At 59.5% G+C, this 25,728-nt stretch carries 19 protein-coding genes; 5 read left to right on the forward strand and 14 right to left on the reverse strand.

From position 1 onward, the window contains the following. Positions 1-32: 32 nt before the first annotated feature. Positions 33-1,193: an AAA family ATPase gene (locus AB4O45_RS14395; RefSeq protein ID WP_056787044.1), complete on the reverse strand. Its 1,161-nt coding sequence runs from the start codon at positions 1,191-1,193 to the stop codon at positions 33-35. Between the two features lie 146 nt (positions 1,194-1,339). Between AB4O45_RS14395 and AB4O45_RS14400 the strand changes: the two genes are divergently transcribed. From AB4O45_RS14400 to AB4O45_RS14410, 3 genes are read left to right on the forward strand one after another with little or no spacing between them, the layout of a single operon-like run. After that, on the forward strand, positions 1,340-2,443 hold the full coding sequence (locus tag AB4O45_RS14400) for an efflux RND transporter periplasmic adaptor subunit (RefSeq protein ID WP_252885128.1): 1,104 nt from the start codon (positions 1,340-1,342) through the stop codon (positions 2,441-2,443). Continuing rightward, entirely contained in the window at positions 2,440-3,504 is a 1,065-nt protein-coding gene (locus AB4O45_RS14405; RefSeq protein ID WP_041477460.1) for an efflux RND transporter periplasmic adaptor subunit, read from the forward strand. The genes AB4O45_RS14400 and AB4O45_RS14405 overlap by 4 nt, the downstream gene beginning before the upstream one ends. Continuing rightward, on the forward strand, positions 3,501-6,554 hold the full coding sequence (locus tag AB4O45_RS14410; RefSeq protein WP_056787048.1) for an efflux RND transporter permease subunit: 3,054 nt from the start codon (positions 3,501-3,503) through the stop codon (positions 6,552-6,554). The genes AB4O45_RS14405 and AB4O45_RS14410 overlap by 4 nt, the downstream gene beginning before the upstream one ends. 90 nt (positions 6,555-6,644) lie before the next feature. On the opposite strand, the gene AB4O45_RS14415 is transcribed toward AB4O45_RS14410, so the two are convergent. Continuing rightward, on the reverse strand, positions 6,645-7,274 hold the full coding sequence (locus AB4O45_RS14415; RefSeq protein WP_056787053.1) for a class I SAM-dependent methyltransferase: 630 nt from the start codon (positions 7,272-7,274) through the stop codon (positions 6,645-6,647). Between the two features lie 105 nt (positions 7,275-7,379). Then, entirely contained in the window at positions 7,380-7,736 is a 357-nt protein-coding gene (locus tag AB4O45_RS14420; RefSeq protein WP_041477463.1) for a DUF6124 family protein, read from the reverse strand. A 457-nt stretch (positions 7,737-8,193) separates the two neighbouring features. On the opposite strand from AB4O45_RS14420, the gene AB4O45_RS14425 reads away from it, so the two are divergent. Together AB4O45_RS14425 and AB4O45_RS14430 are read left to right on the forward strand one after the other, a co-directional pair. Beyond that, positions 8,194-11,097 (forward strand): RHS repeat domain-containing protein, encoded by a 2,904-nt coding sequence (locus tag AB4O45_RS14425; RefSeq protein WP_460160227.1) that lies wholly within the window; start codon positions 8,194-8,196, stop codon positions 11,095-11,097. A gap of 109 nt (positions 11,098-11,206) precedes the next feature. Beyond that, entirely contained in the window at positions 11,207-14,014 is a 2,808-nt protein-coding gene (locus AB4O45_RS14430) for an RHS repeat domain-containing protein (protein ID WP_460160228.1), read from the forward strand. A gap of 77 nt (positions 14,015-14,091) precedes the next feature. Here the strand turns inward: AB4O45_RS14430 and AB4O45_RS14435 are convergent, their stop codons facing one another. The 11 genes from AB4O45_RS14435 to AB4O45_RS14485 form a co-directional block, all read right to left on the reverse strand. Further along, on the reverse strand, positions 14,092-14,736 hold the full coding sequence (locus AB4O45_RS14435; RefSeq protein ID WP_016772208.1) for a methionine ABC transporter permease: 645 nt from the start codon (positions 14,734-14,736) through the stop codon (positions 14,092-14,094). Next, on the reverse strand, positions 14,726-15,847 hold the full coding sequence (locus AB4O45_RS14440) for a methionine ABC transporter ATP-binding protein (RefSeq protein ID WP_460160229.1): 1,122 nt from the start codon (positions 15,845-15,847) through the stop codon (positions 14,726-14,728). The genes AB4O45_RS14435 and AB4O45_RS14440 overlap by 11 nt, the downstream gene beginning before the upstream one ends. 2 nt (positions 15,848-15,849) lie before the next feature. Continuing rightward, positions 15,850-16,659 carry a MetQ/NlpA family ABC transporter substrate-binding protein gene (locus AB4O45_RS14445; protein ID WP_243241532.1) on the reverse strand — a complete coding sequence of 270 codons (810 nt, stop codon included), beginning with the start codon at positions 16,657-16,659 and terminating at the stop codon, positions 15,850-15,852. Positions 16,660-16,784: 125 nt separating this feature from the next. Beyond that, positions 16,785-18,143: an LLM class flavin-dependent oxidoreductase gene (locus AB4O45_RS14450; RefSeq protein ID WP_460160230.1), complete on the reverse strand. Its 1,359-nt coding sequence runs from the start codon at positions 18,141-18,143 to the stop codon at positions 16,785-16,787. Next, on the reverse strand, positions 18,143-19,336 hold the full coding sequence (locus AB4O45_RS14455) for an SfnB family sulfur acquisition oxidoreductase (protein ID WP_252877237.1): 1,194 nt from the start codon (positions 19,334-19,336) through the stop codon (positions 18,143-18,145). The genes AB4O45_RS14450 and AB4O45_RS14455 overlap by 1 nt, the downstream gene beginning before the upstream one ends. Positions 19,337-19,363: 27 nt before the next feature. Continuing rightward, complete coding sequence (locus AB4O45_RS14460; protein WP_252877238.1) at positions 19,364-20,605, reverse strand: SfnB family sulfur acquisition oxidoreductase; 1,242 nt, start codon at positions 20,603-20,605, stop codon at positions 19,364-19,366. A gap of 264 nt (positions 20,606-20,869) precedes the next feature. After that, positions 20,870-21,634, reverse strand: a complete 765-nt coding sequence (locus tag AB4O45_RS14465) for a hypothetical protein (protein ID WP_252877239.1) — start codon at positions 21,632-21,634, stop codon at positions 20,870-20,872. A 462-nt stretch (positions 21,635-22,096) separates the two neighbouring features. Next, on the reverse strand, positions 22,097-22,846 hold the full coding sequence (gene tcyN, locus AB4O45_RS14470; RefSeq protein WP_076565047.1) for an L-cystine ABC transporter ATP-binding protein TcyN: 750 nt from the start codon (positions 22,844-22,846) through the stop codon (positions 22,097-22,099). A gap of 4 nt (positions 22,847-22,850) precedes the next feature. Beyond that, positions 22,851-23,516, reverse strand: a complete 666-nt coding sequence (gene tcyL / locus AB4O45_RS14475; protein ID WP_016772200.1) for a cystine ABC transporter permease — start codon at positions 23,514-23,516, stop codon at positions 22,851-22,853. Then, a complete protein-coding gene (tcyJ, locus tag AB4O45_RS14480) occupies positions 23,516-24,316 on the reverse strand; it encodes a cystine ABC transporter substrate-binding protein (protein ID WP_016772199.1) in 801 nt (266 codons plus the stop codon). The genes tcyL and tcyJ overlap by 1 nt, the downstream gene beginning before the upstream one ends. A 243-nt stretch (positions 24,317-24,559) precedes the next feature. Further along, on the reverse strand, positions 24,560-25,552 hold the full coding sequence (locus AB4O45_RS14485) for a D-cysteine desulfhydrase (RefSeq protein WP_056787068.1): 993 nt from the start codon (positions 25,550-25,552) through the stop codon (positions 24,560-24,562). Between the last annotated feature and the right edge of the window lie 176 nt (positions 25,553-25,728).

The raw sequence follows: 25,728 nt of genomic DNA on the forward strand, positions 1-25,728 counted from the left end.
GGGTTAGGGTGAGGGGCTTTTCGCTGGCACCCTCAATCCGGCCACTGCCACGCCGGCTCATCCAGCACCCGCTGCCCGACGATCCCGGTTTGCCCCAGCGTCTTCTCCAGCACGATGCAATTGCATTCCGGGTCTTCCTGCAACGCCGAGATCAAACGCCGTGCATGGGATACGACCCACACCTGACACTGCTCCGAAGCGCGAATGATCAGCCGCGCCAGCGCCGGCAGCAGGTCCGGGTGCAGGCTGGTTTCCGGTTCGTTGAGCACCATCAGCGATGGCGGTCGTGGGGTCAGCAGGGCGGCGATCAGCAGCAGATAACGCAAAGTGCCGTCCGACAGCTCTGCCGCTGACAGCGGTCGCAACAAGCCTTCCTGATAAAACTCGATAGCGAAACGGCCACCGGCCAACAGTGCAATGTTCAGCCGCGCGCCGGGAAACGCATCGCTGATCGCCGCGCTCAGTGCTTGCGGATCGCCAATCTCGATAATTGTCTGCAAGGCCGCCGCCAGATCACGGCCATCGTGGTGCAGCACGGGTGTGCGCGTGCCCAGTTGCGGCTGACGCACCGGCGCGTCGGCATCGCTGCGAAAGTGATCATAAAAGCGCCAGCGCCGGATGAATTCGCGCATCTGAAACACTTCCGGCGAGCTGCGCAGATTGCCGACCTGATCGAACAGGCTGTCGAAGTTCGGCGTGTGTTGCGCCAGCACATCCCAGGCGCGACCTTCACGGGCGCGGATCATCGGGCCGTTGCGGTCGACCAGCAGGCTCGCCGGGCGAAACACCGGGCCGGCCCAGATGCACTCACGCTTGATTTCCGGGTCGAGGGAAAAGCATGAAGTGCTCGGCTCCGGCAGGCCCAGGCCGATGGCGTAACTGAAATCCTCGCCGGCAAATCCCAGGCGCAACCTTTTCACGCCTTGGCGCACCGTCGGCTCGATCGCCACCTCACCGTTGCGCATGCGCCGGCTGATGGTTTCCGGCCCGGCCCAGAACGTCGATTCCAGCCCGCCCTCACGCGCCAGTGCATTGACCACACCGCCCTGGGCGGTTTCCGCCAGCAGGCGCAAGGCGCGGTAGAGGTTGGACTTGCCGCTGCCGTTAGGCCCGGTAATCAGGTTCAGGCGCCCGAGCGGAATCACCAGTTTGTTGATCGAGCGGTAATTGGCCACCGCCAGAGTGTTGAGCATGAAATCCTTCTCCGGGTCACTGCGATACGCGGGCAGCATACCTTTAATGAGATAAATCTGGTGTTGGCGTCCGCAACCGTGGAACCCTGTTCTAAGCTCTGAAGTCGTATCGTCTCGACAGCAGCATTTAAGGCCAAGGAGTGTGCATGGCGGGTCCCGGATTGAAAGTGCTGATGGCCGTGAGCGCCATGGCGTTGCTCACCGCTTGCGGCGACAAGAAGCCTGCTGAGGAATACTTGCCACGGGTCTTTGTGCAAGAGGTCGAACCGGCCAACTACGCCGCAGCGGTGACCCTTACCGGTGATGTGCAGGCGCGGGTGCAGACCCAGCTGTCATTTCGCGTCGGCGGCAAAATCATCCAGCGCATGGTCGATGTCGGCGACCGCGTCACGGCCAAACAGGTGCTGGCCAAACTCGATCCGAAGGATCTGCAGACCAACGTCGATTCCGCTCAGGCCCAAGTCGTCGCCGAACAGGCCCGCGTTAAGCAAACGGCGGCCGCTTTCGTGCGTCAGCAAAAACTCCTGCCCAAGGGCTACACCAGCCAGAGCGAATACGATTCGGCACAAGCCGCGCTGCGCAGCAGTCAGAGCGCATTGAGCGCGGCGCAGGCGCAACTGGCGAACGCCAAGGACCAGCTCAGCTACACCGCGCTGATCGCCGATGCACCCGGGGTGATCACCGAGCGCCAGGCCGAAGTCGGCCAGGTAGTGCAGGCCACCGCGCCGATTTTCAGCCTCGCCCGCGATGGCGACCGCGACGCGGTATTCAATGTCTACGAATCGCTGCTGGCCGAGCGTCCGTCCGATCGTTCGATCGTGGTCAGCCTGCTCGACAATCCCGAGATCAAGACCACCGGCACCGTGCGTGAGATCACGCCATCGGTGTCGGCGCAATCGGGCACCGTGCAGGTCAAGGTCAGCCTCGACAAACTGCCGCCGGGCATGCAGCTCGGCTCGGTGGTCAGTGCCACCGCCAAGGGCACCGGCAAATCGGCGGTGGAACTGCCCTGGTCGGCGCTGACAAAAAACATCAGCGACCCGGCGGTATGGCTGGTCGATGACAAGGGCGAGGCGCAGTTGCATACGGTCACAGTCGGCCGTTATCTGACCGGCAAAGTGATCATCAGCGAAGGACTCAAGGGCGGCGAGAAAGTCATTGTCGCCGGCGGCCAATTGCTGCACCCCGGCATGAAAGTCGAGATTGCCGAAAACACCTACAAGGATCTGCAACCGGGAGCGCAGCCATGAAGCGCCTCGGCCTGTTGTGCATGGCGTTGCTGCTGGGCGCCTGCTCGGAAAAGGAAACCCCGCCGGAACCGGTACGTCCGGTGCTGTCGGTCACGGTCAAAGCGCTCAACGAAGAAAGCCTCGGACGCTTTGCCGGCAGCATTCAGGCGCGTTACGAGAGCAACACCGGTTTCCGCGTCGGTGGACGCATCGCCAGCCGCAACGTCGATGTCGGCGCCGAGGTGCAGAAGGGCACCTTGCTTGCCACCCTCGATCCGTCCGATCAGCAGAACCAGTTGCGCTCGGCCCAGGGCGATCTGGCGCGGATCCAGGCGCAGCTGATCAACGCGCAGGCCAATGCACGCCGTCAGCAAGCGCTGTTCGATCGCGGCGTCGGTGCGCAGGCGCAACTGGACGTCGCCAACACCGATCTGAAAACCACTCAGGCCTCGCTCGATCAGGCACGCGCGGCGGTCAGCCAGAGCAAGGATCAACTGAGCTACACCGAGCTGCGCTCCGATCACAAAGCCGTGGTCACCGCGTGGAACGCCGAAGCCGGGCAAGTGGTAACTGCCGGCCAACAGGTGGTGACGCTGGCGCAGCCGGACATCAAGGAAGCGGTGATCGATCTGCCCGATACGCTGGTCGATCAGTTGCCCAGCGACGTGGTGTTCTCGGTGGCCGCGCAACTCGACCCGAGCATCAACACCACGGCGATCATCCGCGAGATCGAACCCCAGGCGCAAAGCGCCACGCGCACCCGCCGCGCGCGCCTGACCCTGTCGGATACGCCGGACGGTTTCCGCCTCGGCACCGCGATCAGCGTGACCCTCAGCTCGGCGATCAAGCCGCGCATCGAACTGCCGGTGACGGCGTTGCAGGAAGCCGACGGTAAAACCCGGATCTGGGTCATCGACACGCAGAACAAAACCGTCAACCCGCGCGACGTCAGCGTGGTCAGCCGTGGCGACAACAGCGTGGTGCTGGCCGGTGGCGTGCAAAACGGCGAGCGCGTGGTCAGCGCCGGCGTCAACAGTCTCAAACCCGGACAATCGGTAAAACTTGACGAGGACAGTCAATGAAAGGCTCTTTCAACCTCTCCGAATGGGCCTTGAAGCACCAGTCATTCGTCTGGTACCTGATGTTCGTCGGGCTGCTGATGGGGGTGTTCTCCTACTTCAATCTCGGCCGCGAAGAAGACCCGTCATTCACCATCAAGACCATGGTGATCCAGACCAAATGGCCGGGCGCGACCCAGGAAGAAACCCTCAAGCAGGTCACCGACCGCATCGAGAAAAAACTCGAAGAGCTCGATTCCCTCGACTACGTGAAAAGCTATACCCGCCCCGGCGAATCGACGGTGTACGTGTACCTGCGCGACACCACCAGCGCTGAGGACATTCCGCAAATCTGGTACCAGGTGCGCAAGAAGATCGACGACATTCGCGGCCAGTTTCCCCAGGGCATTCAGGGGCCGGGGTTCAACGATGAGTTCGGTGACGTGTACGGCTCGGTCTACGCCTTCACCGCCGACGGCCTGACCATGCGCCAGTTGCGCGATTACGTGGAACAGGCGCGCGCAGAAATCCGCAACGTGCCGGGGCTGGGCAAGATCGAAATGGTCGGCCAACAGGACGAAACGATTTACCTGAACTTCTCCACGCGCAAACTTGCCGCGTTAGGTATCGACCAGCGCCAGGTGGTGCAGAGCCTGCAATCGCAGAACGCGGTGACTCCGGCCGGGGTGATCGAGGCGGGGCCTGAGCGGATTTCCGTGCGCACCTCGGGCCAGTTCGAGTCGGAGAAAGATCTGGCCGAGGTCAATCTCAAGCTCAACGATCGCTTCTATCGTCTGGCCGACATCGCCGAGATCAGCCGTGGCTACGTCGATCCGGCGACACCGGAATTCCGCTTCGACGGCAAACCGGCGATCGGCCTGGCGATTGCCATGCAGAAGGGCGGCAACGTTCAGGAGTTCGGTAAAGCGCTGCATGAGCGCATCGACCAGCTCACCGCAGATTTGCCGGTCGGCGTTGGCGTGCACACCGTTTCCGATCAGGCGGTGGTGGTGGAAGAGGCCGTCGGCGGTTTCACCAGCGCGCTGTTCGAAGCGGTCATCATCGTGCTGGTGGTGAGTTTCATCAGCCTCGGCGTGCGCGCCGGTCTGGTGGTGGCCTGCTCGATTCCGCTGGTGCTGGCCATGGTCTTCGTGTTCATGGAATACAGCGGCATCACCATGCAGCGGATTTCCCTCGGCGCGCTGATCATCGCCCTCGGTCTGCTGGTGGACGACGCGATGATCACCGTGGAGATGATGGTTACGCGCCTGGAAATGGGCGAGAGCAAGGAGCAGGCGGCGACGTTCGCCTACACCTCGACGGCATTCCCGATGCTCACCGGTACGCTGGTGACCGTCGCCGGTTTCGTGCCCATTGGTCTCAACGCCAGTTCGGCGGGTGAATATACGTTCACGCTGTTTGCGGTGATTGCCGTGGCGATGATCGTCTCGTGGGTGGTGGCGGTGTTCTTCGCACCAGTGATTGGCGTGCACATCCTCAGCGACAAGGTGAAGGCCCACGATGCCGAGCCGGGTCGCGTCGGTCGCGCCTTCAACGGTGGTCTGTTGTGGGCCATGCGCAATCGTTGGTGGGCGATCGGCGTCACCGTGCTGTTGTTCGTGCTGGCGGTGTTCTGCATGCGTTTCGTGCAGAACCAGTTCTTCCCCGCTTCCGACCGCCCGGAAATTCTGGTCGACCTGAACCTGCCGCAAAACGCCTCGATCGACGAAACCCGCAAGGCGGTGGACAAGCTCGAAGCGACGCTCAAGGGCGACCCGGACATCGTGCGCTGGAGCACTTACATCGGTCAGGGGGCGATCCGTTTCTACCTGCCGCTGGACCAACAGTTGCAGAACCCGTACTACGCGCAACTGGTGATCGTCAGCAAGGATTTCGAAGCCCGCGAGGCACTCAGCCAGCGCTTGCGTGAGCGCCTGCACAAAGACTTCGTCGGCATCGGCAGCTACGTGCAGGCTCTGGAAATGGGCCCGCCGGTGGGGCGTCCGATTCAGTATCGAGTCAGCGGCAAAGACGTCGATCAGGTGCGCAAACACGCCATCGATCTGGCCACCGAACTGGACAAGAACCCGCACATCGGCGAGATCATTTACGACTGGAACGAGCCCGGCAAAGTCCTGCGCATCGACATCGCCCAAGACAAGGCGCGGCAACTGGGACTGTCGTCAGAAGATGTGGCCAACCTGATGAACAGCATTGTCAGCGGCTCACCGTTGACCCAGGTCGATGACGATATCTACCTGATCAACGTGGTCGGTCGCGCCGTGGATTCCGAGCGCGGTACCCCGGAAACCCTGCAGAACCTGCAGATCGTCACGCCGAGCGGCACCTCGATTCCGCTGCTGGCGTTCGCCACCGTGCGCTATGAACTGGAACAACCGCTGGTCTGGCGTCGCGACCGCTTGCCGACCATTACCATCAAGGCCTCGGTGCGCGACGAGATTCAGCCGACCGATCTGGTGAAACTGCTCAAGCCGTCGATCGATGCTTTTGCCTCGAAACTGCCGGTCGGCTACAAGGTCGCCACCGGCGGCACGGTCGAGGAAAGCGGCAAGGCCCAAGGGCCGATTGCCAAGGTGTTGCCGCTGATGCTGTTCCTCATGGCGACGTTCCTGATGATTCAGTTGCACAGCGTGCAGAAGATGTTCCTGGTCGCCAGTGTGGCGCCGCTGGGGTTGATAGGCGTGGTCCTGGCGCTGGTGCCGACCGGCACGCCGATGGGCTTCGTGGCGATCCTGGGGATTCTCGCGCTGATCGGCATCATCATCCGCAACTCGGTGATTCTGGTGACGCAGATCGATGAGTTCGAGCAGAAAGGCTATGCGCCGTGGGACGCGGTGGTCGAAGCCACCGAACACCGGCGCCGACCGATCCTGCTGACCGCAGCGGCAGCGAGCATGGGCATGATCCCGATCGCCCGCGAAGTTTTCTGGGGACCGATGGCCTACGCAATGATCGGCGGGATTGTCGTGGCGACGCTGCTGACGCTGCTGTTCCTGCCGGCGCTGTATGTGGCCTGGTACAAGATTCGCGAGCCTGAAAAAGAATCTTCCTGAAGCAAAAGCAAAAGATCGCAGCCTTCGGCAGCGCCTACAGGGAAACGCATTCCAACGTAGGAGCTGCCGAAGGCTGCGATCTTTTGATCTTCAATCAACTCGACGCCACACGCTCGCCAGCCACGGCTGCTGTTCGCGCGGTAAGCCCGCAGGCCGGTAATAATGCTCCAGCTCGACAAACCCCGCCGCCGTCAGCAACCCGCGCCAGGCCTCGAGATCGTGATACGAGCCGTAGCGCGGCCCGTTCCAGCCCTCTTGGTTGTCGCCACGCGGATTGGAACTGAACAGCACTCCACCCGGTTTCAAGGTGCCGTGCAGTTGCCGTAGCACTTGCGGCAACACCTGCAGCGGCACATGAAACAGCACGGCGTTGGCGAAAATGCCGTCGAAGCGCTCGGCCGGCAGATCAAGCTTGAGAAAGTCCTGCTGCCAGACTTCGCAACCGCTGTCTTCGCGGGCCATGCGCGCGAACTCCTGCGAGCCATCGAGGCCGATCGCGACGTGGCCCATGCGCGTGAAGGTTTGCAAATCCCGCCCCGGCCCGCAGCCGAAATCGAGAATCGTGAAAGGTGCTTCACCGTGAATGTGACGCAGCAAGGCCTCGATATTCTGGCTGACATCGTGGTCGCGAGTGCCTTCACGGAAATCCTCGGCCACCGAGTTGTAGTGACCAAGGGTGGTGGCGGTGATCTGTTCGAGGTCGCTGGGCGTTTGCTTCATGATCGATGCTGTATTGGCGGCGTGAGGGCGGACTATAAGCCTTTTCACCGGCAAAAAAACGCCGCCTGCGCTGGGGCCAGTGCAGGCGGCAATGGGTGCCAGGCTTCAGTGCTGCTTCGCTCCCAGACAATCGATCGAGCGGTCCATCATCGCCTTGGCCATTTCCAGCAGATGCCAGACCGAAAACACCATGGCCCGATCCGCGCCCCCGAGCTGGTCACCGCATTGATGGACGGTCACCGAGGCGCAGCGCAGCAGATCGGCAACATACAGTTGGGCGTCCTCCAGCGTCACATCTTCGCTGATGCTGTAAACGCGTTTCTGTCCCGCCAACGTGACCTGATTGCCGGCCAGATGCGAGTCGACGGCGCGGCACAGTGCAGAGCGATCCTTGAGCAAATCCTCGGTGAACCGCTTGCTTGAGGTAAGGCTGAGTGGCGGATCGGCAAGATTTTTTTCCATGGGTAAACTCCTGACTTCAAGTGGGAGCCAACCATTTCGCGACTAAACGAGCAGGACGGCGGCTGCACGCGGATCAGTCGCCGGCCGGACAACTGAATCCAGTCACCGCAAAACAGTGACGACCGGAGATTAGCTACAGGATATTTCGGGTACAAGCGGGCAAAATATTCTAGGAATCGTCCTGCAAACCCCCGTGGTTCGGGCTGGCGAAACGACAAAAGTGGTGTAGGAAGCATCTGATTTTTGCGAAGGGCGTTGCCTAAGATATCGCGATCACAAGGGCCTGATTGATGGCCACCTGCCGCCATCGACCTTAGCGCTTATTCAGTCCTCGCGCCAGCCTGTCTGAATGACCGCATGGGTGCGCAAACCTGAATGCAACTGGTAGTTCTTACAGTATCGGGATGGAGAAAACTGGTTCAGTCTCGGCGTATAGACATCAGGGACTCGCGTAGCCGTGAATACCCGCCATGACACCACCACTCCGACCTTGTCGGTCATTGACCCGCGCGCACTGGTGGTTCGCAGCGTTGCCTATTGCCGACACCCGGATAAAGCCGACATCGAATCGCGCATCACCCGGCAGATTTTTGATGAGGCGGGGCGTCAGGTAGCGTCGTGGGATCCGCGTTTGTACGGCGTTGCGCCCAAGCCGAATCTGGCCACACTCTACGCATTGAGCGGTCAAGACTTACTCGCAGACAGCGTCGACGCCGGTTGGCAGGTGCGGCTGTTGAATGAAGCGGGCTCGATGTGTTCTGGCTGGGATGCCCGGGGCAGTCAGAGTCACCGCCAATACGATGATCTGCTGCGACCGCTAGCCCTCACCGAGCAGGCGCACGACGGGCAGCCTCGCGTGGTCGAGCGCTGGACCTATGCAAAAGCCACCGATGATCACGCACAGCACAACCAGTGCGGTCGACCAATCCGCCACGACGACCCGGCCGGCAATCGGCACTTCGATCACTACGGCCTCGGCGGTGCAGTGGTGGTGGAGTCGCGACGCTTTTTGATCGAGCTCGAGACGCCTGACTGGCCACTCGAACCCGACCGGCGGGATGACTATCTCGAGGAAACAACCTACGTCACCCGGCAGACTTTCACTCCAACCGGCGAGTTGCAGCATCACACCGACGCGGTAGGCAACCTCCGGACCCAGCATTACAACATCGCCGGGCAAGCTTGCGCGACCAGGCTGTTGCAGGCCGGCGAGGGCAGGCAGCCGAAGTGCCTGGTCAGCGCGATTCGCTACAACGCGCAGGGTCAGATCGAAAGCGAAACGGCCGGCAACGGCGTGATCGCCCGCGCCGAATACAGCCGCGATGACGGCCGGTTGCTCAGACTGCTCGCCAGTGTCGGCACGCACCCTCCGTTGCAGGATCTGAATTACGTCTACGATCCGGTGGGCAACATCATCAGCCTGGAAGACAAGACTCAAGTCGTGTCCTGGTTCAACAGTCAGCGCATCGATCCGGTCAGTCGGTATCGCTACGACAGCCTTTATCAACTGGTCGAGGCCAGCGGCTGGGAAGTCAGCCAGCCCAGTCATGGCCCGGCCTTGCCGGAGCTGCTCCCAACGCCGCTGGATCCTAATCAACGGCGCAACTACACGCAGAAATTCGACTACGACGCAGCGGGCAACCTGATCACTCGCCACCACAGCGGTGCGCCGGGTTTTGCGATGTACACCTCCCAGCGCAGCAACCGAAGCTTGATGCAGCGCGACGATGGTTCCTTGCCCGGGGAAGCGGAGATAGCGCAGGGATTTGATGCGGCGGGTAATCAGCTTGAGCTGCAGCGCGGACAGGCCATGACGTGGAACGTGCGCAATGAGCTGAGTCGCGTAGTGCTGGTTCAACGCGAGGCAGAGGTCGACGATTACGAATGCTTTAGTTATGACATTTCCGGACATCGTTCGCGCAAAGTGTTTATCCGACAGACTGCGGTTCGAATTCTGGATAGCGAGGTTCGCTATCTTCCCGGTCTCCAATTGCACCGACGTGCCGGAGGTGAAGAGTATCAAGTGATCGAAACCGGAGTCGGTCGAGCTTCGATAAAACTATTGCACTGGCCTTGCGCCAGAAACCCGGATCAACTGCGTTTCGGCTATGACGATCTCATTGGCTCCTCTACTGTGGAGCTGGATGATGAAGGCTGTGTTCTGACACTGGAGCAGTATTATCCCTTTGGAGGAACAGCCTGCTGGGCTGGCAGAAATGCGCAGGCGGCGACATACAAAACCGTCCGATATTCTGGCAAGGAGCGAGACGCTACGGGACTTTATTACTACGGCTACCGATATTACGCGCCTTGGCTACAGCGATGGATAAGTGCGGATCCGCAAGGGGACGGGTTGAATCTGTACGCAATGGTCGCAAACAATCCGACAAGCGCTGTCGATTCCGACGGTCTGAAGGGCAGCGATGCGCAGGATCGTTGGCGCAGAGCTTATGCGGGAATAGTGGCGTCAAGAGACGGTGTCTGGGTACGCACAGTGGCCCGGGGAATTGTGGCAGTTGATATTGTCGGCGGTAATGAATTGTTCAATCGGATGGGAATGAATTTGACTCGTCTGATCGTAGGCAATAGAAGCCTTGCCTACTTGTCGATTGATTCGACACTGCGAAGCAAAGTAGCGGGCGCCGAGACTGGTTTTCGTCTGAACACGGCGTCGGGAGAAGATATCAAGGCGCAAGCAGCTATCCCGAACGCGGGTGCCGTTGCCTATATCAACGGCGGTTTCTTCAATATGCGGAATCAGGCTAGCAGTAACGTTTCGCCGTTTGCGCCGATTGGCCCAAGCAAGATCGGCGGTAAAAGTCAGATTTACGCCCCGGTGCCTTCAGACTATCGAAAGCATTTCGTGACAGTTCGAATGAGAGATGGATCGAGGATTGAATCCGGGCCTGTGCTTTCGCAAGGTGGGGAAGCGGTCTTCCCGGAAAGCCATTTGGATCTCACCAAATTTCTCTTTGACCCGAAGAACAATCAGCCGGGCAAGCTGGGTCATGCAGGTTCACCTAACATCCGCTCCGGCATCAGTTTGCCCGGCGGAACAGATAACGGGCAGCGTACGCGTTTGGCATGGGGCGGCAGTACCGGGCGCAGCGACACAGCGACTGGCTATACGATGCCCGAATGGTCCAGGGTAATGGCCAGGCTCGAGAGGATGAACGGTGCTGGTGGATGGTCGGTGAATCTTGATGGTGGTCATTCGGCGGGAATCGGCGTGGTTGGAGCACACGACGAATTGCTTTACAGAAGGCCTGAAGAAGGATCATCCGTCCGATCCATCGCCAACTTCATCGCTTATTACGAAAAGCCCCACAAACAGGGATTTTTCAAAAAATGGTTTTCCTGAAACCTGGCGGTTGAGTCATTAAAAGAGGTTGACCTGTTAGTTTTTACAGTAGCGGCTCGACCAGAATAAGCACAGTCTTGGTATCAAAGATGCCAAGGACTCACTCCAAATGGGCACTCGTCATGACACCACCACTCCGACCTTGTCGGTAATTGACCCGCGCGCACTGGTGGTTCGCAGCGTTGCCTATTGCCGACACCCGGATAAAGCCGACATCGAATCGCGCATCACCCGGCAGATTTTTGATGAGGCGGGGCGTCAGGTAGCGTCGTGGGATCCGCGTTTGTACGGCGTTGCGCCCAAACCGAATCTGGCCACACTCTACGCATTGAGCGGTCAAGACTTACTCGCAGACAGCGTCGACGCCGGTTGGCAGGTGCGGCTGTTGAATGAAGCGGGCTCGATGTGTTCTGGCTGGGATGCGCGGGGCAGTCAGAGTCACCGCCAATACGATGATCTGCAGCGACCGCTAGCCCTCACCGAGCAGGCGCACGACGGGCAGCCTCGCGTGGTCGAGCGCTGGACCTATGCAAAAGCCACCGATGATCACGCACAGCACAACCAGTGCGGTCGACCGATCCGCCACGACGACCCGGCCGGCAATCGGCACTTCGATCACTACGGCCTCGGCGGTGCAGTGGTGGTGGAGTCGCGACGCTTTTTGATCGAGCTCGAGACGCCTGACTGGCCACTCGAACCCGACCGGCGGGATGACTATCTCGAGGAAACAACCTACGTCACCCGGCAGACTTTCACTCCAACCGGCGAGTTGCAGCATCACACCGACGCGGTAGGCAACCTCCGGACCCAGCATTACAACATCGCCGGGCAAGCTTGCGCGACCTGGCTGTTGCAGGCCGGCGAGGGCAGGCAGCCGAAGTGCCTGGTCAGCGCGATTCGCTACAACGCGCAGGGTCAGATCGAAAGCGAAACGGCCGGCAACGGCGTCATCGCCCGCGCCGAATACAGCCGCGATGACGGCCGGTTGCTCAGACTGCTCGCCAGTGTCGGCACGCATCCTCCGTTGCAGGATCTGAATTACGTCTACGATCCGGTGGGCAACATCATCAGCCTGGAAGACAAGACTCAAGCCGTGTCCTGGCTCAACAATCAGCGCATCGATCCGGTCAGTCGGTATCGCTACGACAGCCTTTATCAACTGGTCGAGGCCAGCGGCTGGGAAGTCAGCCAGCCCAGTCATGGCCCGGCCTTGCCGGAGCTGCTGCCAACGCCGCTCGATCCCAATCAACGGCGCAACTACACGCAGAAATTCGACTACGACGCAGCGGGCAACCTGATCACTCGCCACCACAGCGGTGCGCCGGGTTTTTCGATGTACACCTCCCATCGCAGCAACCGAAGCCTGGCGCAGCGCGACGATGGTTCCTTGCCCGGGGAAGCGGAGATAGCGCTGGGATTTGATGCGGCGGGTAATCAGTTGGAGTTGCAACGCGGTCAGGCCATGTACTGGAACGTACGCAATGAGTTAAGCCGGGTTGTGTTGGTGCAGCGTGCGGATGAAAGCGATGACTACGAGTGTTATGGCTACGACGAGCCGGGCCATCGGTTGCGTAAAACGACTGTCAGCCAAGCGTCCGGTCAGACGCTGACGGTAGAAGTTCGTTATCTGCCGGGGCTCGAGATTCATCGCGAAGTCGATGGTGTCGAGCGACATGTCGTCAATGTCGACACCGGGCGCAATCGGGTACGACTGCTGCACTGGCCAAGCGGGGTGGAAGGCGACCAACTGCGTTACAGCCTCAGTGATCATCTTGGTTCCAGCACGCTGGAATTGGATGATGGTGCGGGGATTTTGACTCAGGAGCACTATTACCCGTTTGGTGGCACGGCGTGCTGGGCGGGTAAGAATTCATTGGCGGTGAAAAACAAAACGATTCGCTACTCAGGCAAAGAGCGGGATGCGACCGGTCTTTACTATTATGGATATCGTTATTACGCGCCGTGGTTACAACGCTGGACAAGTCCCGATCCTGGCCGAGATATCGATGGAATCAATCTTTACGCAATGCTAGGAAATAGTCCGCTGATTTTCGTTGATGAACAGGGGACGATCAGAGGTTTGAGTAGCGTTTTGAGCGGCGAAAGTGACGCGGAGCATGCGCGCAGGGCCCATTTCAAATTGCATTTGCTCCCCAGCATCATGGCTAGAAAGGACACGGATAAGAGTTCTGCCATTGGCAAAATTAAAAAGCTGGCGCGCATCCAGAGCGATGTGGCTGCGGATGAATTGCTGGAAGCCGCTGTTGATGTCATATCCAGGGCGAAACTGACTTTCAATATCAATCCGGAAAGCATCCCTGATCTAGAAGGTGATGGCCTCATGAATATGTGGCATCAAGGGGTTAAACCAGGTTTTGCAACGGAGATCCGGGATGGTTTCGAAATGGGCATGTTTGACTATGCTCATTCCCCTTCCAGAATAATAAAAGAGTATGGCTCGCTAGATCATCCGAAATTCAATGGGGATTTCAGGCCTGTTTATGGGGCTTTGAAACTCTCTGCCGGTCTGGCCAGCGCGGGTGGCGCTTCAGCCTATGGGGCTGCTGCCTTCCATCTGAAAGATGAGTCACGTAAATATATGACGTTGACCGGAGTCGACAGCTTTGATCTGAAGCCTTCAATCAATAATCTGGCTTCATTTGGAAATCTGTATCCAGTGTTTCACCAAATGCAATCCAAAACGTGGCAAGTATTGACAAGGATTATGTCGGGTGTCGAAACGGGTCTGGCTTCGCCTGATGAGTATGTGGAGTGGCAATCTCATAACAGCGTGAAGTGGAAAGACATGACGAGTCTGATTTTTCAGACAAGAGAAAACATGGAAAACACGCTTGATCAGGGAAATACCCGGGCTTTTCTGAAAAAAAATTCGATTACTCCAGGTTATGTCGGGTGAACACTCACAGTAGCGCCACCAGTTCGCATCCGATGGTGGGCGCTGGCGTTCCAGCCATCGGAAGCAAAGAGTCTGCTTCACCGCTTGTTCAACCCCCGAGCCAACCGATCCCCACCCAACTGAATCACCGCCACCAACGCCACCAGCAAGACAATCACCGTCAACATGATCTGGCTGTCGAAGCGCTGATAGCCGTAGCGGTAAGCTATATCCCCCAGCCCACCAGCACCAATTGCCCCAGCCATGGCTGACGAATTGATCATCGTCACCAGCGTGATGGTGAACCCCCCGACGATCCCCGGCAGCGCCTCGGGCAGCAGCACATGCCAGACGATATGCCAGCGCCGGCAACCCATGGCCTGCGCGGCTTCGATCAGACCATGATCGACCTCGCGCAGACTCACTTCGGCGATCCGCGCGAAGAAGGGCGTTGCGGCGATTGTCAGCGGTACCACAGCGGCCCACACGCCATAGGTGGTGCCGACGATCAGGCGGGTAAACGGAATCAGCGCAACCATCAGAATCAGGAACGGGATCGAGCGGAACAGATTGACGAAGGCGCCCAGCGCACGGTTCAACAGCGGCGCCTCATAGATCCCGCCCTTGTCACTGGTGACCAGAATCACCGCCATGGGAATCCCCGCCAGCAGCGCGATCAACGACGACACGCCAACCATCAGGAAGGTGTCGATAAAACCCTGCAGCAAGCGATCAAACCACATAGCCCAATACCTCCACTCGTTGCGCCCATTGCCCGGCGCGTTCGCGCAATTGCTCAGCGCTGAATGCCGAGCCGCTGACGGCCAGCAACAGCTGCCCCAGCGCGTGTCCCTGAATCCTTTCCACGCCGCCCTGAAGCAGCTTCACTTGGCCACCCAATGCCGCAAATAATGCAGCCAGATCCGGCTCATCAGCGGCACTGCCGGTGAACTGCAAACGCAACACCACCGCTGCATTTGAAGCCGTGGATTGCGCCTGCAATCGGCTTTGCAGTTCTTCCGGCAAGGCGTGTTGCAGCGGCGCGAGCAAAGTCTGGCTGACTGCGTGTTGCGGATTGCCGAACACTTGCCACACCGGCCCTTGCTCGACCACATGGCCATGCTCAAGCACGACGACGCGATCGCAGATCTCGCGGATCACTGCCATTTCGTGAGTGATCAGCACAATGGTCAGGCCCAGGCGTTTGTTGATCTCGCGCAACAGGCCGAGGATCGACTGCGTGGTTTCCGGGTCGAGCGCCGATGTCGCTTCATCGCAGAGCAGAATGTCCGGGTCATGCACCAGCGCACGGGCGATGCCGACACGCTGTTTCTGCCCACCGGAGAGTTGCGCCGGGTACGCCTTGTGCTTGCCTTGCAGGCCGACCAGTTCGAGCAGTTCGCGAACCTTGTTGTCGCGCTGCTCCTTCGGCACGCCGGCGACTTTCAGCGGCAACTCGACGTTCTGCCAGACGGTCTTGGCCGACATCAGATTGAAGTGCTGGAAGATCATGCCGATGCGCCGGCGCAGGGCGACGAGGCGGTCTTCATCGAACTCGCCGATATCCACCTGATCGATCAGCACCCGCCCCGACGTTGGCTGCTCCAGGCGATTGATCGTGCGAATCAGCGACGACTTGCCAGCGCCGCTGCGGCCGATGATGCCAAACACTTCACCGCGCTGAATCGCCAGGTCGATGCCCTGCAAAGCCGCGACCGGACCTTGTCGGCCGTTGTAGGTTTTGCCCACGCCAATAAAGCGTACGTGGGCGCGATTCAGCTCGGGATGCAGCTCGGTTTTTTCAGCATTGTGTGGCTCCGGAAGCTCCAGTCGCCGTTGGATCGCTGCGGTCATGTTCAGCTTTCCCAACCGGCCTGATAGAGCTCGCCGTGGGCCTTGTCCAGTGCCGCGCGAACGGCCGGTGAATGCTGATAGATGTCGACGAACTTGATCAGGCGCGGGTCGGTTTTGCTCTTCGGCTGGATGACGAACTGGATCACGTATTCCTTGTGATCGAGACCGTCGAACAGCAGCGCCGAGCCGGCATCGAAGGTCTTCGCCAGACGGATGTAGGCTGGATAACCCTGGACCAGGTCGGCGTCGTCATAGGCGCGCACCAGTTGCACGGCTTCGACCTGCAGGATCCTGATGTTCTTCGGATTGGCGACGATGTCGTCCTCGGTGGCCTTGTAACCGACGCCCGTTTTCAGGGTGATCAACCCGGCCTTGGCCAGCAGTTGCAAACCACGTCCGCTGTTGATCGGGTCATTGGCGATGGCGACGCTGGCGCCTTCGGGCAGTTCATCGAAGCTTTTGTATTTCTTCGAATACAGGCCGACGTTGTTGATGATCCCGGGTGCGAACGGCACCAGATCGAAACCGGACGCGGCTTTGGCGTTTTCCAGGAACGGGATGTGCTGGAAGTAATTCACATCGATGTCGCCAGCGGCGAGGCTGACGTTGGGCGCGATCCAGTCGGTGAATTCCACCAGCTCGACTTTCAGGCCTTGTTTGGAAGCTTCCTCGACGGCGGCTTCCAGCGGAATGGCGAAAGCGGCGGTGGTGCCGATTTTCAGCGGTGCATCGGCAGCAAACACTGCCGAGCTGAACAGGCCGAAGGCCAGGGCCAGTGCTTTGACTGGGTGGGACAGGGTTTTTTTGGTCATGATGAGTTTTCCAGTCAGTGCATAAGATTTGTGTGTCTGTTGTGGCCTCATCGCTGGCAAGCCAGCTCCCACAGGTTTTGTGTGCGCCGCAGACACTTGTGGGAGCTGGCTTGCCAGCGATGCTTTTAGCGTCGGTACGAAGAGCCGCTATGTTGCTCAGGCAACTGCGCCTCACCGTGAAACAACTTCTCGCGCAAGCTGCCGCTGTCATACGCAGTCTTGTACGAGCCGCGCCGCTGCAACTCGGGAATCACCAGTTCGATGAAATCGACATAGCTTTCCGGGGTGACGATGCGGGTCAGGTTGAAGCCGTCCAGACCGGTTTCGGCGATCCACGATTCGAGTTCATCCGCCACTTGCTCGGGCGAGCCGACCACGGTGATGTAACGACCACCAAGGGCGTGCTGGTCGAGCAATTTGCGCCGGGTCCAGTCGTTGTTCTGCAGGTTTTTCGTCGCCGACTGAATCGCATTGCTCTTCACGTACTGGATCGGTTCGTCGATTTCGTACTGGGCAAAGTCGATACCGGTGGACGCGGAAAAGTGCGCCACGCCGGCCTCGGCGCTGGCGTAGCTCAGGTACTCGGCATGCTTGGCCCACGCCGCTTCTTCGGTGGCGCCGACGATCACATTGAGGCCCATGAATACCTTGATGTCTTGAGGATTGCGCCCGGCTTCGACCGCGCTGGCACGGACCTTGTCGACCTGCACTTTGGTCGATGGTTTGTTCTGGCCGCTGATGAACACGCATTCGGCGTGACGCCCGGCGAAGAGCAAGCCGCGATCGGAGCTGCCGGCTTGGAACAATACCGGCGTGCGCTGCGGTGACGGCTCGCAGAGGTGATAACCCTCGACCTGATAGAACTCGCCCTTGTGCTCGACCTTGTGCACTTTTTCCGGATTGGCGTAGATGCGCTGCTCGCGGTCGTTGAGCACCGCGCCGTTTTCCCAGCTGCCTTCCCAGAGCTTGTACAAGACCTGCAGATATTCTTCGGCCTGGTCGTAGCGGCGGTCATGTTCGACCTGTTCGCGCAGGCCCATGGCTTTGGCGGCGCTGTCCAGGTAACCGGTGACGATGTTCCAGCCGACCCGGCCGCGACTCAGATGATCGAGCGTCGACATGCGTCGGGCGAACAGATACGGCGGCTCGTAAGTGAGATTGGCAGTCAGGCCAAAGCCGAGGTTTCTGGTGACGGCGGCCATCGCTGAAACCAGCAGCAGCGGATCGTTGACCGGCAACTGGATCGACTCTTTCAGCGTGACGTCCACCGAGTTCTGGTAGACGTCGTAGACGCCGACGATGTCAGCGATGAACAAGCCATCGAACAATCCACGCTCAAGCAACTGCGCCAGTTCGGTCCAGTATTCGATCGTGTTGTAGCGGGTCGAAGTGTCGCGCGGATGCGTCCACAGGCCGTGATTGATATGGCCGATGCAGTTCATGTTGAACGCATTGAGCAGAATTTTCTTTTTCGCAGCGCTCATCAGATCGTCCCTCGCAGCGGAGGGTTTTCGTCGTTGAGGTAATAATTGCCAACTGCGTGATATTTCCAGCGCACTGGGTCATGCAGGGTATGCACTCGGGCGTTGCGCCAGTGGCGGTCGAGGCCGTGTTCACTCAGCGTCGCCTGGCTGCCGGCCAGTTCGAACAGGGTGCTGCCGGCGGCGAGGGAAATTTCCGTACTGATCGCCCGCGCTTCGGCAACTGCAATCGATGCGGCGGCGACGGTTTCGGCGTTGGTTTCGGCTTGCGCGGCATCGAGGATTTCGCCGGCACGTTCGAGCAAGGCTTCGGTGGCGTGCAACCGAATGCTCAAGTGGCCGAAGCTCTTCAATGTGAGTGGATCTTCGGTGGCCTTGTCGTTGCCGGAATCGATCCACGGACGGGTCTTGCTGCGCACGAAATGCAAGGCATCTTCGAAAGCGGCGCGGGCAATGCCGGTGTCGATGGCGGCGTGGAGAATCTGCGCCAGCGGGCCGACCGTGGTCGGGCGCTCGAAAGCGCTCTGAAACGGCAGCACATCTTCAGCCGCTACATACACATCTTCGAACACCACCGAGCCACTGCCAGTGGTGCGCTGGCCGAAGCCGCTCCAGTCGTCGATCACCGTCAGGCCCTTGCTCTCGCGCGGGACGAAGGCCAGTTGCTGTACGCCGTTTTCATCGACCACCGACGTCGGAATGCGCTGCGCGTAAATCGCCCCGGTCGAGTAGAACTTGCGACCGTTGATGCGATAACCAGCGCCGTCGCGTTTGAGACGGGTGACACGGTCGTGAGCGGTTTTGGTGCCCAGTTCCGCCAGCGCATTGCCGAAGCGTTGACCGGCGAGGACCTCGGCGTACAGACGTTGTTTCTGTTCATCGCTGCCATTCACGCGCAGCACTTCCAGTGCGTAGAAATGGTTCTGCGGAATTTGCCCGAGTGAACCGTCGGCCTGCGCAATCAGGGCGATGACTTTGGCCAGGGTGACGTTGGATACGCCCGCGCCGCCATATTCTTTTGGCACGCTGATGCCCCACAGGCCGGAGCGGGAAAACACTTCGAGCTCGGCCAATGGCAGGCGGCGTTCGCGGTCGCGGATCGCGCTGTCGCGTTTGAAATCTTCGGCCAGGTCGCTGGCGACGATCAGGGCTTGCTCATCGCTGGTGATGAGCGCGACGTGATGGGAAAGCGTCATAGGGGGTTCTCCAGATGACTGGTCGTCTCAGATCCAGGAATGGCGAGCCGGCAAAGTGCCGTTCAGGCGATAGGCGCCGACTGCGTGATATTTCCAGCGCACCGGGTCGTGCAGGGTGTGCACGCGGGCGTTGCGCCAGTGGCGGTCGAGATTGAATTCGGCGAGGGTCGCGCGGCTGCCGGCCAGTTCGAAGAGCTTTTCGCTGGCCAGCAGCGAGATCTCGGTGGTCAGTACTTTTGCTTCAGCCACGGCGATCGAAGCGCGTGCGGCGGATTCGGCAGTCAGCGGCGCGGCGTGGACTTCATCGAGCACTTGCCCGGCCTTGCGCAGCAGCGCTTCGGCGGCGTGCAGTTCGATTTTCAGTTTGCCGATATCGGCGATCACGTAGAGGTCATCGCTGGCGCGCTCGACCTTGGCGTCGATCCATGGCCGCGCGCGGGTTTTGACGAAGTCGATGGCGTCGTCGATAGCACCGCGTGCGATGCCGGCGTCGATGGCCGCTTGAATCAGCTGCGACACTGCCCCTTGGGTGTTCGGCTTGTCGTTGATCTTCCAGTTGTCGATGACCAGGCTCGACTCGACGCGCACGTTGTTCAGCAGGATCGTGCCGCTGGCGGTGGTGCGCTGGCCGAAACCCGACCAGTCATCGACGATGCGCAAACCTGGCGTGCCGCGACGGACGAAGGCCAGCACTTGCTTGCCGTCATCGTTGAGCGCTTTCACCGCGACCCAGTGGGCGAACAGGGCGCCGGTGGAATAGAACTTCTGGCCGTTGATCACGTAGTCGTCGCCATCTGCACTGATTCGCGCCTTCAGTTCCAAGGTGTTTTTCGTGCCGCGTTCCGGGCCGGCATTGCCGATGCGCCAACCTTCCAGAACACTCTGGAACAGCTGCTTTTTCTGCGCTTGGGTAGCGGTGCCGAGCACCAGATGGATGATGCCGAACTGGTTTTGCGGAATCTGTCCGAGCGCCGGGTCGGCGGCAGAAATGATCGCGAATACTTCAGCCAATGTGACGAAGGAAACCTGCGGGCCACCGTATTCGCGCGGGATGGCAATGCTGCCCAGACCGCTGCGGGTGAACTGTTCGATTTCCGACCATGGCAGCTTGCGCTGACGGTCGCGTTTGGCCGCCTGCACGCGGGCGGCCTGCGCCAGCTCGTGGGCGGCCTTGATGGCTTGAGCGTCGTTGCGCAGTACTTGCGCGGGCAACAACAGTGGGGCGATGTCCAGATCGGACTGCAGATTCGCATCTGCCAGACTGGACATCAGTGCCGCTCCCTGGCTGCACGCAATGCCCTGGCGATCTGCACTGGGGTGATTGTGTTCCGGACCATACCTACCTCACATCTCATGAAAAACGCCGCGAAGTGCGGCGATTGAAAGAATGTCCGGTGGTCCGGTGCATATACCCTAAGCGTGTATAAAAATTAAATGAACTAACTTTTAGGAATATGCATAGAAGGGTGGATGTTCGGCTTGGTTAACGAGGTTCAGGTGAGAGATAACTGACCTCCCACCCCTGAGCAGGTCTCACTTGGTACGTGATTCGGCGGCCTTGAATTCGGGCTTCAGGTGGACTTTCACGTACGGATTCACGCAACCGATTTTCAGTGTGCGCGGCGGCGCCCATCGCGAATTGTTGCCCACCCGGTCGAGGATGCAGTACGTCACGTCCAGTCGCAGGTCTTCGCCCGCTTCGACAATCACCGCCGGTGGCACCCAGACCTGAATCGGCAGCCCGACGTCGGCCGCAGTGAGCGCCGCCAGATCCATGCGCACATCGCCCCAGCGCAATGTGATGGCGTCGTCTTCGGCCATGTTCAGATAAGGCTCGATAGTCAGCGGCACGCCGCGTTTGATCTGGCTGGGGTTGACGCCCTGGCGGCGAATCGCTTCGGGGATGATCACCGGTGCCAGTTGCTGGTTTTCATCTTCGCAGTGCGCAGCGGGCTGGCCACCCGGGCAATCGAGTTTGACCTGTATCCGCGTCGTTGCCGAAAGCGCGGCGCCCTGGCCGACCTGCATCACGCGGTAGTGAATGCGCGCGGTGCCGTTGGTGATGAAACTCTCCGGCACCCGCAGGCTGACCGACTCGCCCACATCGGCCGCGCTGAGGACTTTTGACGCGACATAGCATTTGTCCCAGAACAGTTCGATCAGATCGCCAACGTCCATGTCGCAGTAGGGCGGCACGTCGATGAGCAGGTGAGCTGCCGTTGCCAGGTTGATGCCGGTTTTTTGTGCGCATGCCAGCGTTGGCGCTGCAAGTTCGGGTGTGTGCGAAGTGCGGGTCATCGGTTTCTCTCCTTGAAGTCTTGCAGCGAAATCCGTTTCTGGAAAACAAAAAAGGCGCGAATCAACTGGCAATAAAAGCGACAAGTATTTGCTCGGTATTAGTGCGGGTTGTTTGAACTAATGGGCGCCGGTTGCCGACTAGATAAAAGTCTGCGGAGAGGGGTGTCAATAGAGGGGATTAGTTAATGCGTAAATTACAAGTTAATCAGAAAGCTCCTACGTCATCGAGGCACTAAGCCTAGGCGTAAGCGCGAAATCAGCTACAGATAAACAGCGGTTTCGCGGCGTTTTGTGCGGGTTCGTTCACCGGCAAACGTGTGGAAATATGACGAGTCGAGAACGTGCGTCATCGTTGCGCAATGTATATCTGCGCGCACAAGTAATAAATATTTAGAAGAATGAAATGCCGGGGGAGGGATAACTTCCGTCCGTGGAAGTTGAGGGCTGTGGCAGAGAAAGTTCTCAGGCGTGATTCAGAAACTTGCTGAGAAACTGTTTGGTGCGTTCTTCTTTCGGGTTGGCAAACAGTGCCTTGGCTTCACCTTGTTCAACAATTACGCCCTTGTCGAAAAACACCACGCGATTGGCCACGTCACGGGCAAAACCCATTTCATGGGTGACAATCACCATGGTGCGATTTTCTTCGGCAAGACCGCGGATGGTCGCCAGCACTTCGCCGACCAGTTCCGGGTCGAGGGCGGAGGTCGGTTCGTCGAACAGAATGACTTCCGGCTCCATCGCCAGCGCCCGGGCGATTGCCACGCGCTGTTGCTGGCCACCGGAAAGCCGGCGCGGATACGCGTCCTCCTTGCCGGCAAGCCCCACTTTGGTCAGCAGCTTTTTACCCAGAGCAACTGCCTGGTCGCGCGGCATCTTCTTGACCACGATCGGGCCTTCGATGACGTTTTCCAAAGCGGTGCGATGGGGGAACAGGTTGAAGTTCTGGAACACGAAGCCGACGTGCTGGCGCAGGTTGCGCACCAGACTTTGCTGCTGGTTCAGCGGACGGCTGGTATCGATTTCGATATCGCCGACCTTGATCCGGCCGCTGGTGGGTTCTTCGAGGAAATTCAGGCAGCGCAGGAACGTCGTTTTCCCCGAACCACTGGGACCGATGATCGCGACGACTTCGCCTTCCTTTACCTCAAGGTCGATGCCGTTGAGCACGACCTGTCCCTTGAATTGCTTGGTCAGTTTTTCCACGACAATCATCGCGTCAGGACTCCTGGTCGTGCCGATTGACCCGCTCTTCCAACTTGTTCTGCAAGTGCGAAAGCACCGTGGCCAGAATCCAGTAGATCAGCGCGGCGGCAAGATACATGGTGAAGACTTCAAAAGTCCGGGCGGTAATCAGCTGCGCCTGACGGAACAGCTCCGGCACCTGAATGGTCGCGGCCAGCGCCGTGTCCTTGACCAGCGAAATGAAGCTGTTGCCCAGCGGCGGTAATGCCGTGCGCATCGCTTGCGGCAGGATGGCCCGGCGCAGGGTCTGCGCGCGGGTCATGCCGATACTCGCAGCAGCCTCCCACTGACCGCGTTCGATCGAACCGATCGCGGCCCGAAGGATTTCACAGGCGTAGGCGGCCATGTTCAGCGAGAAACCGATCAGCGCTGCTGGCAGCGGATCAAGCTCCATGCCCAGTTGCGGCAAGCCGTAATAGATCACGAACAACTGCACCAGCAACGGCGTGCCGCGAAAGAACGACACGTAGATGCGGGCCAGCCAGCTGACCGATTTGAAGCGCGACAGGCGCATCAGCGCGAGGCCGAAGCCCAGCAGCAGACCGAAGAACATCCCGCCGAGGCTGAGGACTACCGTGTAGTACGCGCCCTTCAACAGAAAGGGCGCGGAATCCAGCGCGAGTTGGAAAGCCTCTTCCATTATTTAGTGACGTCTGCGTTGAAGTATTTCTTCGACAGTTTCTCAAGAGTGCCGTCAGCACGCAGTTCGTCGAGCGCCTTGTTCACCGCAGCCAGCAGTTCAGGCTCGCCTTTGCGCAGGGCGATACCGGATTCCTGACGCGAGAAGGCCTCACCGGCAGCTACGGTTTTCGGGGCTTTCTTGGCGTATTCGAGGGCAGCCAGACGGTCGATCAGGATGGCATCGGTACGACCGTTGTTGAGGTCGGCGAATTTGGTCGGATCATCATCGTAGGTGCGCACGTCAGCACCCGGCACGTTGGCGCGGACCCACTGCTCGTAGTTGGTACCCAGGCCGACACCGACTTTCTTGCCGGACAGGTCAGCGGCAGTCTTGATGTTCAGCGCCGACTCTTTGCTTTTCAGCACGAGGGCCTGAATGCCAGAGACGGTATACGGTTCGGAGAAGTCGTACTTCTTCTTGCGCTCGTCGGAAATGGTCACTTGGTTGACCACCAGATCCAGACGCTTGGATTCCAGTGCGGCGAGGATGCCGTCCCATTTGGTCGGCTGAATCTTGGCCTTGACGCCGAGCTTTTGCGCCAGCGCTTCGGACAGCTCCACTTCAAAACCCGACAGCTTGCCGTTCTCGTCGACATAGCTGAACGGGGGGTAAGTGCCTTCCAGGCCGACGTTCAGAACGCCCTTGTCCTTGATCTGTTGCAACTGCTCACCGGCCACTGCCTGACCGATCAGGCCGGCGCTGAGCGCAAGACCCAGCGAACCGACCAGCAGAGTGCGACGTAGTGCGGAAAAATTCATGACAAGCCCCTGTGTTTTCTTATGGAAGACGCTTAAGGAATGTAGGCAAATTGGTGATTTGAACGACAGCGCTATCCTGCCTTAAAGCAGCTTAAGCGTCTCGCCTGAAATTCGCCTGCGGCGAGACTATAAGATGTGATCGTTAGACTTGAAAATACTTAATATCAATTTTGATATTCACTTTCTGCATAAGATCATTCCCACGCTCTGCGTGGGGAACAATCACCATCTCTTGATCTGCTCTTACAGAAAATCCTTGTAGGCAAACAACGCTGGCGCGCCCCCGGTGTGCAGGAAGATGATCGGGCCGTCATCGAATCGCTGCCGGCCAATCCCGTCTAACAGGCCGGCCATGGCCTTGCCGGTGTACACCGGGTCAAGCAACAGACCTTCCTGAGCCGCCAACAGTTTCACCGCCGCCAAAGTACCGGCATTCGGCTCGCCGTAACGCGGGCCGAAATATTCGTCCCACAGCTTGACCTTGAAACTGGCCGGCAACTCGATGCCCAGCAGCTCAGCGGTGCATTCGGCCAAACCCTGAACCTTCGGGCGCTGATCTTCTTCACTGCGCGAAACGGTCACGCCGATCACCGGCAGTTGCGGCAGCACCTCACTCAGCGCCAGTCCGAGACCACTGTGAGTACCGGCACTGCCTGAAGCCAGCACCACAGCGGCGAAATCGAGGCCGCTGTCCTTGATCTGCTCGGCCAGTTCCAGCCCGGCGCGCACATAACCCAGAGCACCGAGCGCGTTGGAGCCGCCAATCGGCACCAGATACGGCTTCTTGCCGTTGCTGCGCAGGCGCACGGCGAGGGCGGCCAGTTGTTCGTCGGCATTGTCGAGGTTGTCGACCAGCTCGACTTTGGTGTCGAACAGATTCAGCAGCAAGCGGTTGCCGTTGCCGGTGTAATTTCCATCATCAGTGCCCAGCGGATTTTCCAGCAGCGCCACACAACCGAGGCCGAGTTTCGCGGCCAGCGCGGCGGTCTGGCGCACGTGGTTCGATTGCAACGCACCGGCCGTGATCAGCGTGTCAGCACCTTGCGCGAGCGCGTCGGCGGCCAGGTATTCCAGTTTGCGCAGCTTGTTGCCGCCCATCGCCAGCGGCGTCAGGTCATCGCGCTTGATGTACACCTCGCGACCAAGCCAGGTGGACAGGCGTTCGAGTTTTTCCAGCGGCGTGGGGTGGCTCAGCAGTTCGAGACGGGGGAAGCGTTGCAGCTGTTGTTTGATCATGGGTCCGTACTGGCGCAGAAGAATGAAAGGACTATAGGCACGCGATTTTGCCCGGGCAACCGCCAATCGCTTATAGCCAAATGGACTGAGGCCAGCACTATCGGTTCTTAATTCGTCGGCAAAGGCATGCCGTAAAGTAGGCGCCGTTGACGCGGCCAGACAGTCCGGCCGCCCGT

The organism is Pseudomonas sp. S2_B10 (assembly GCF_054668425.1).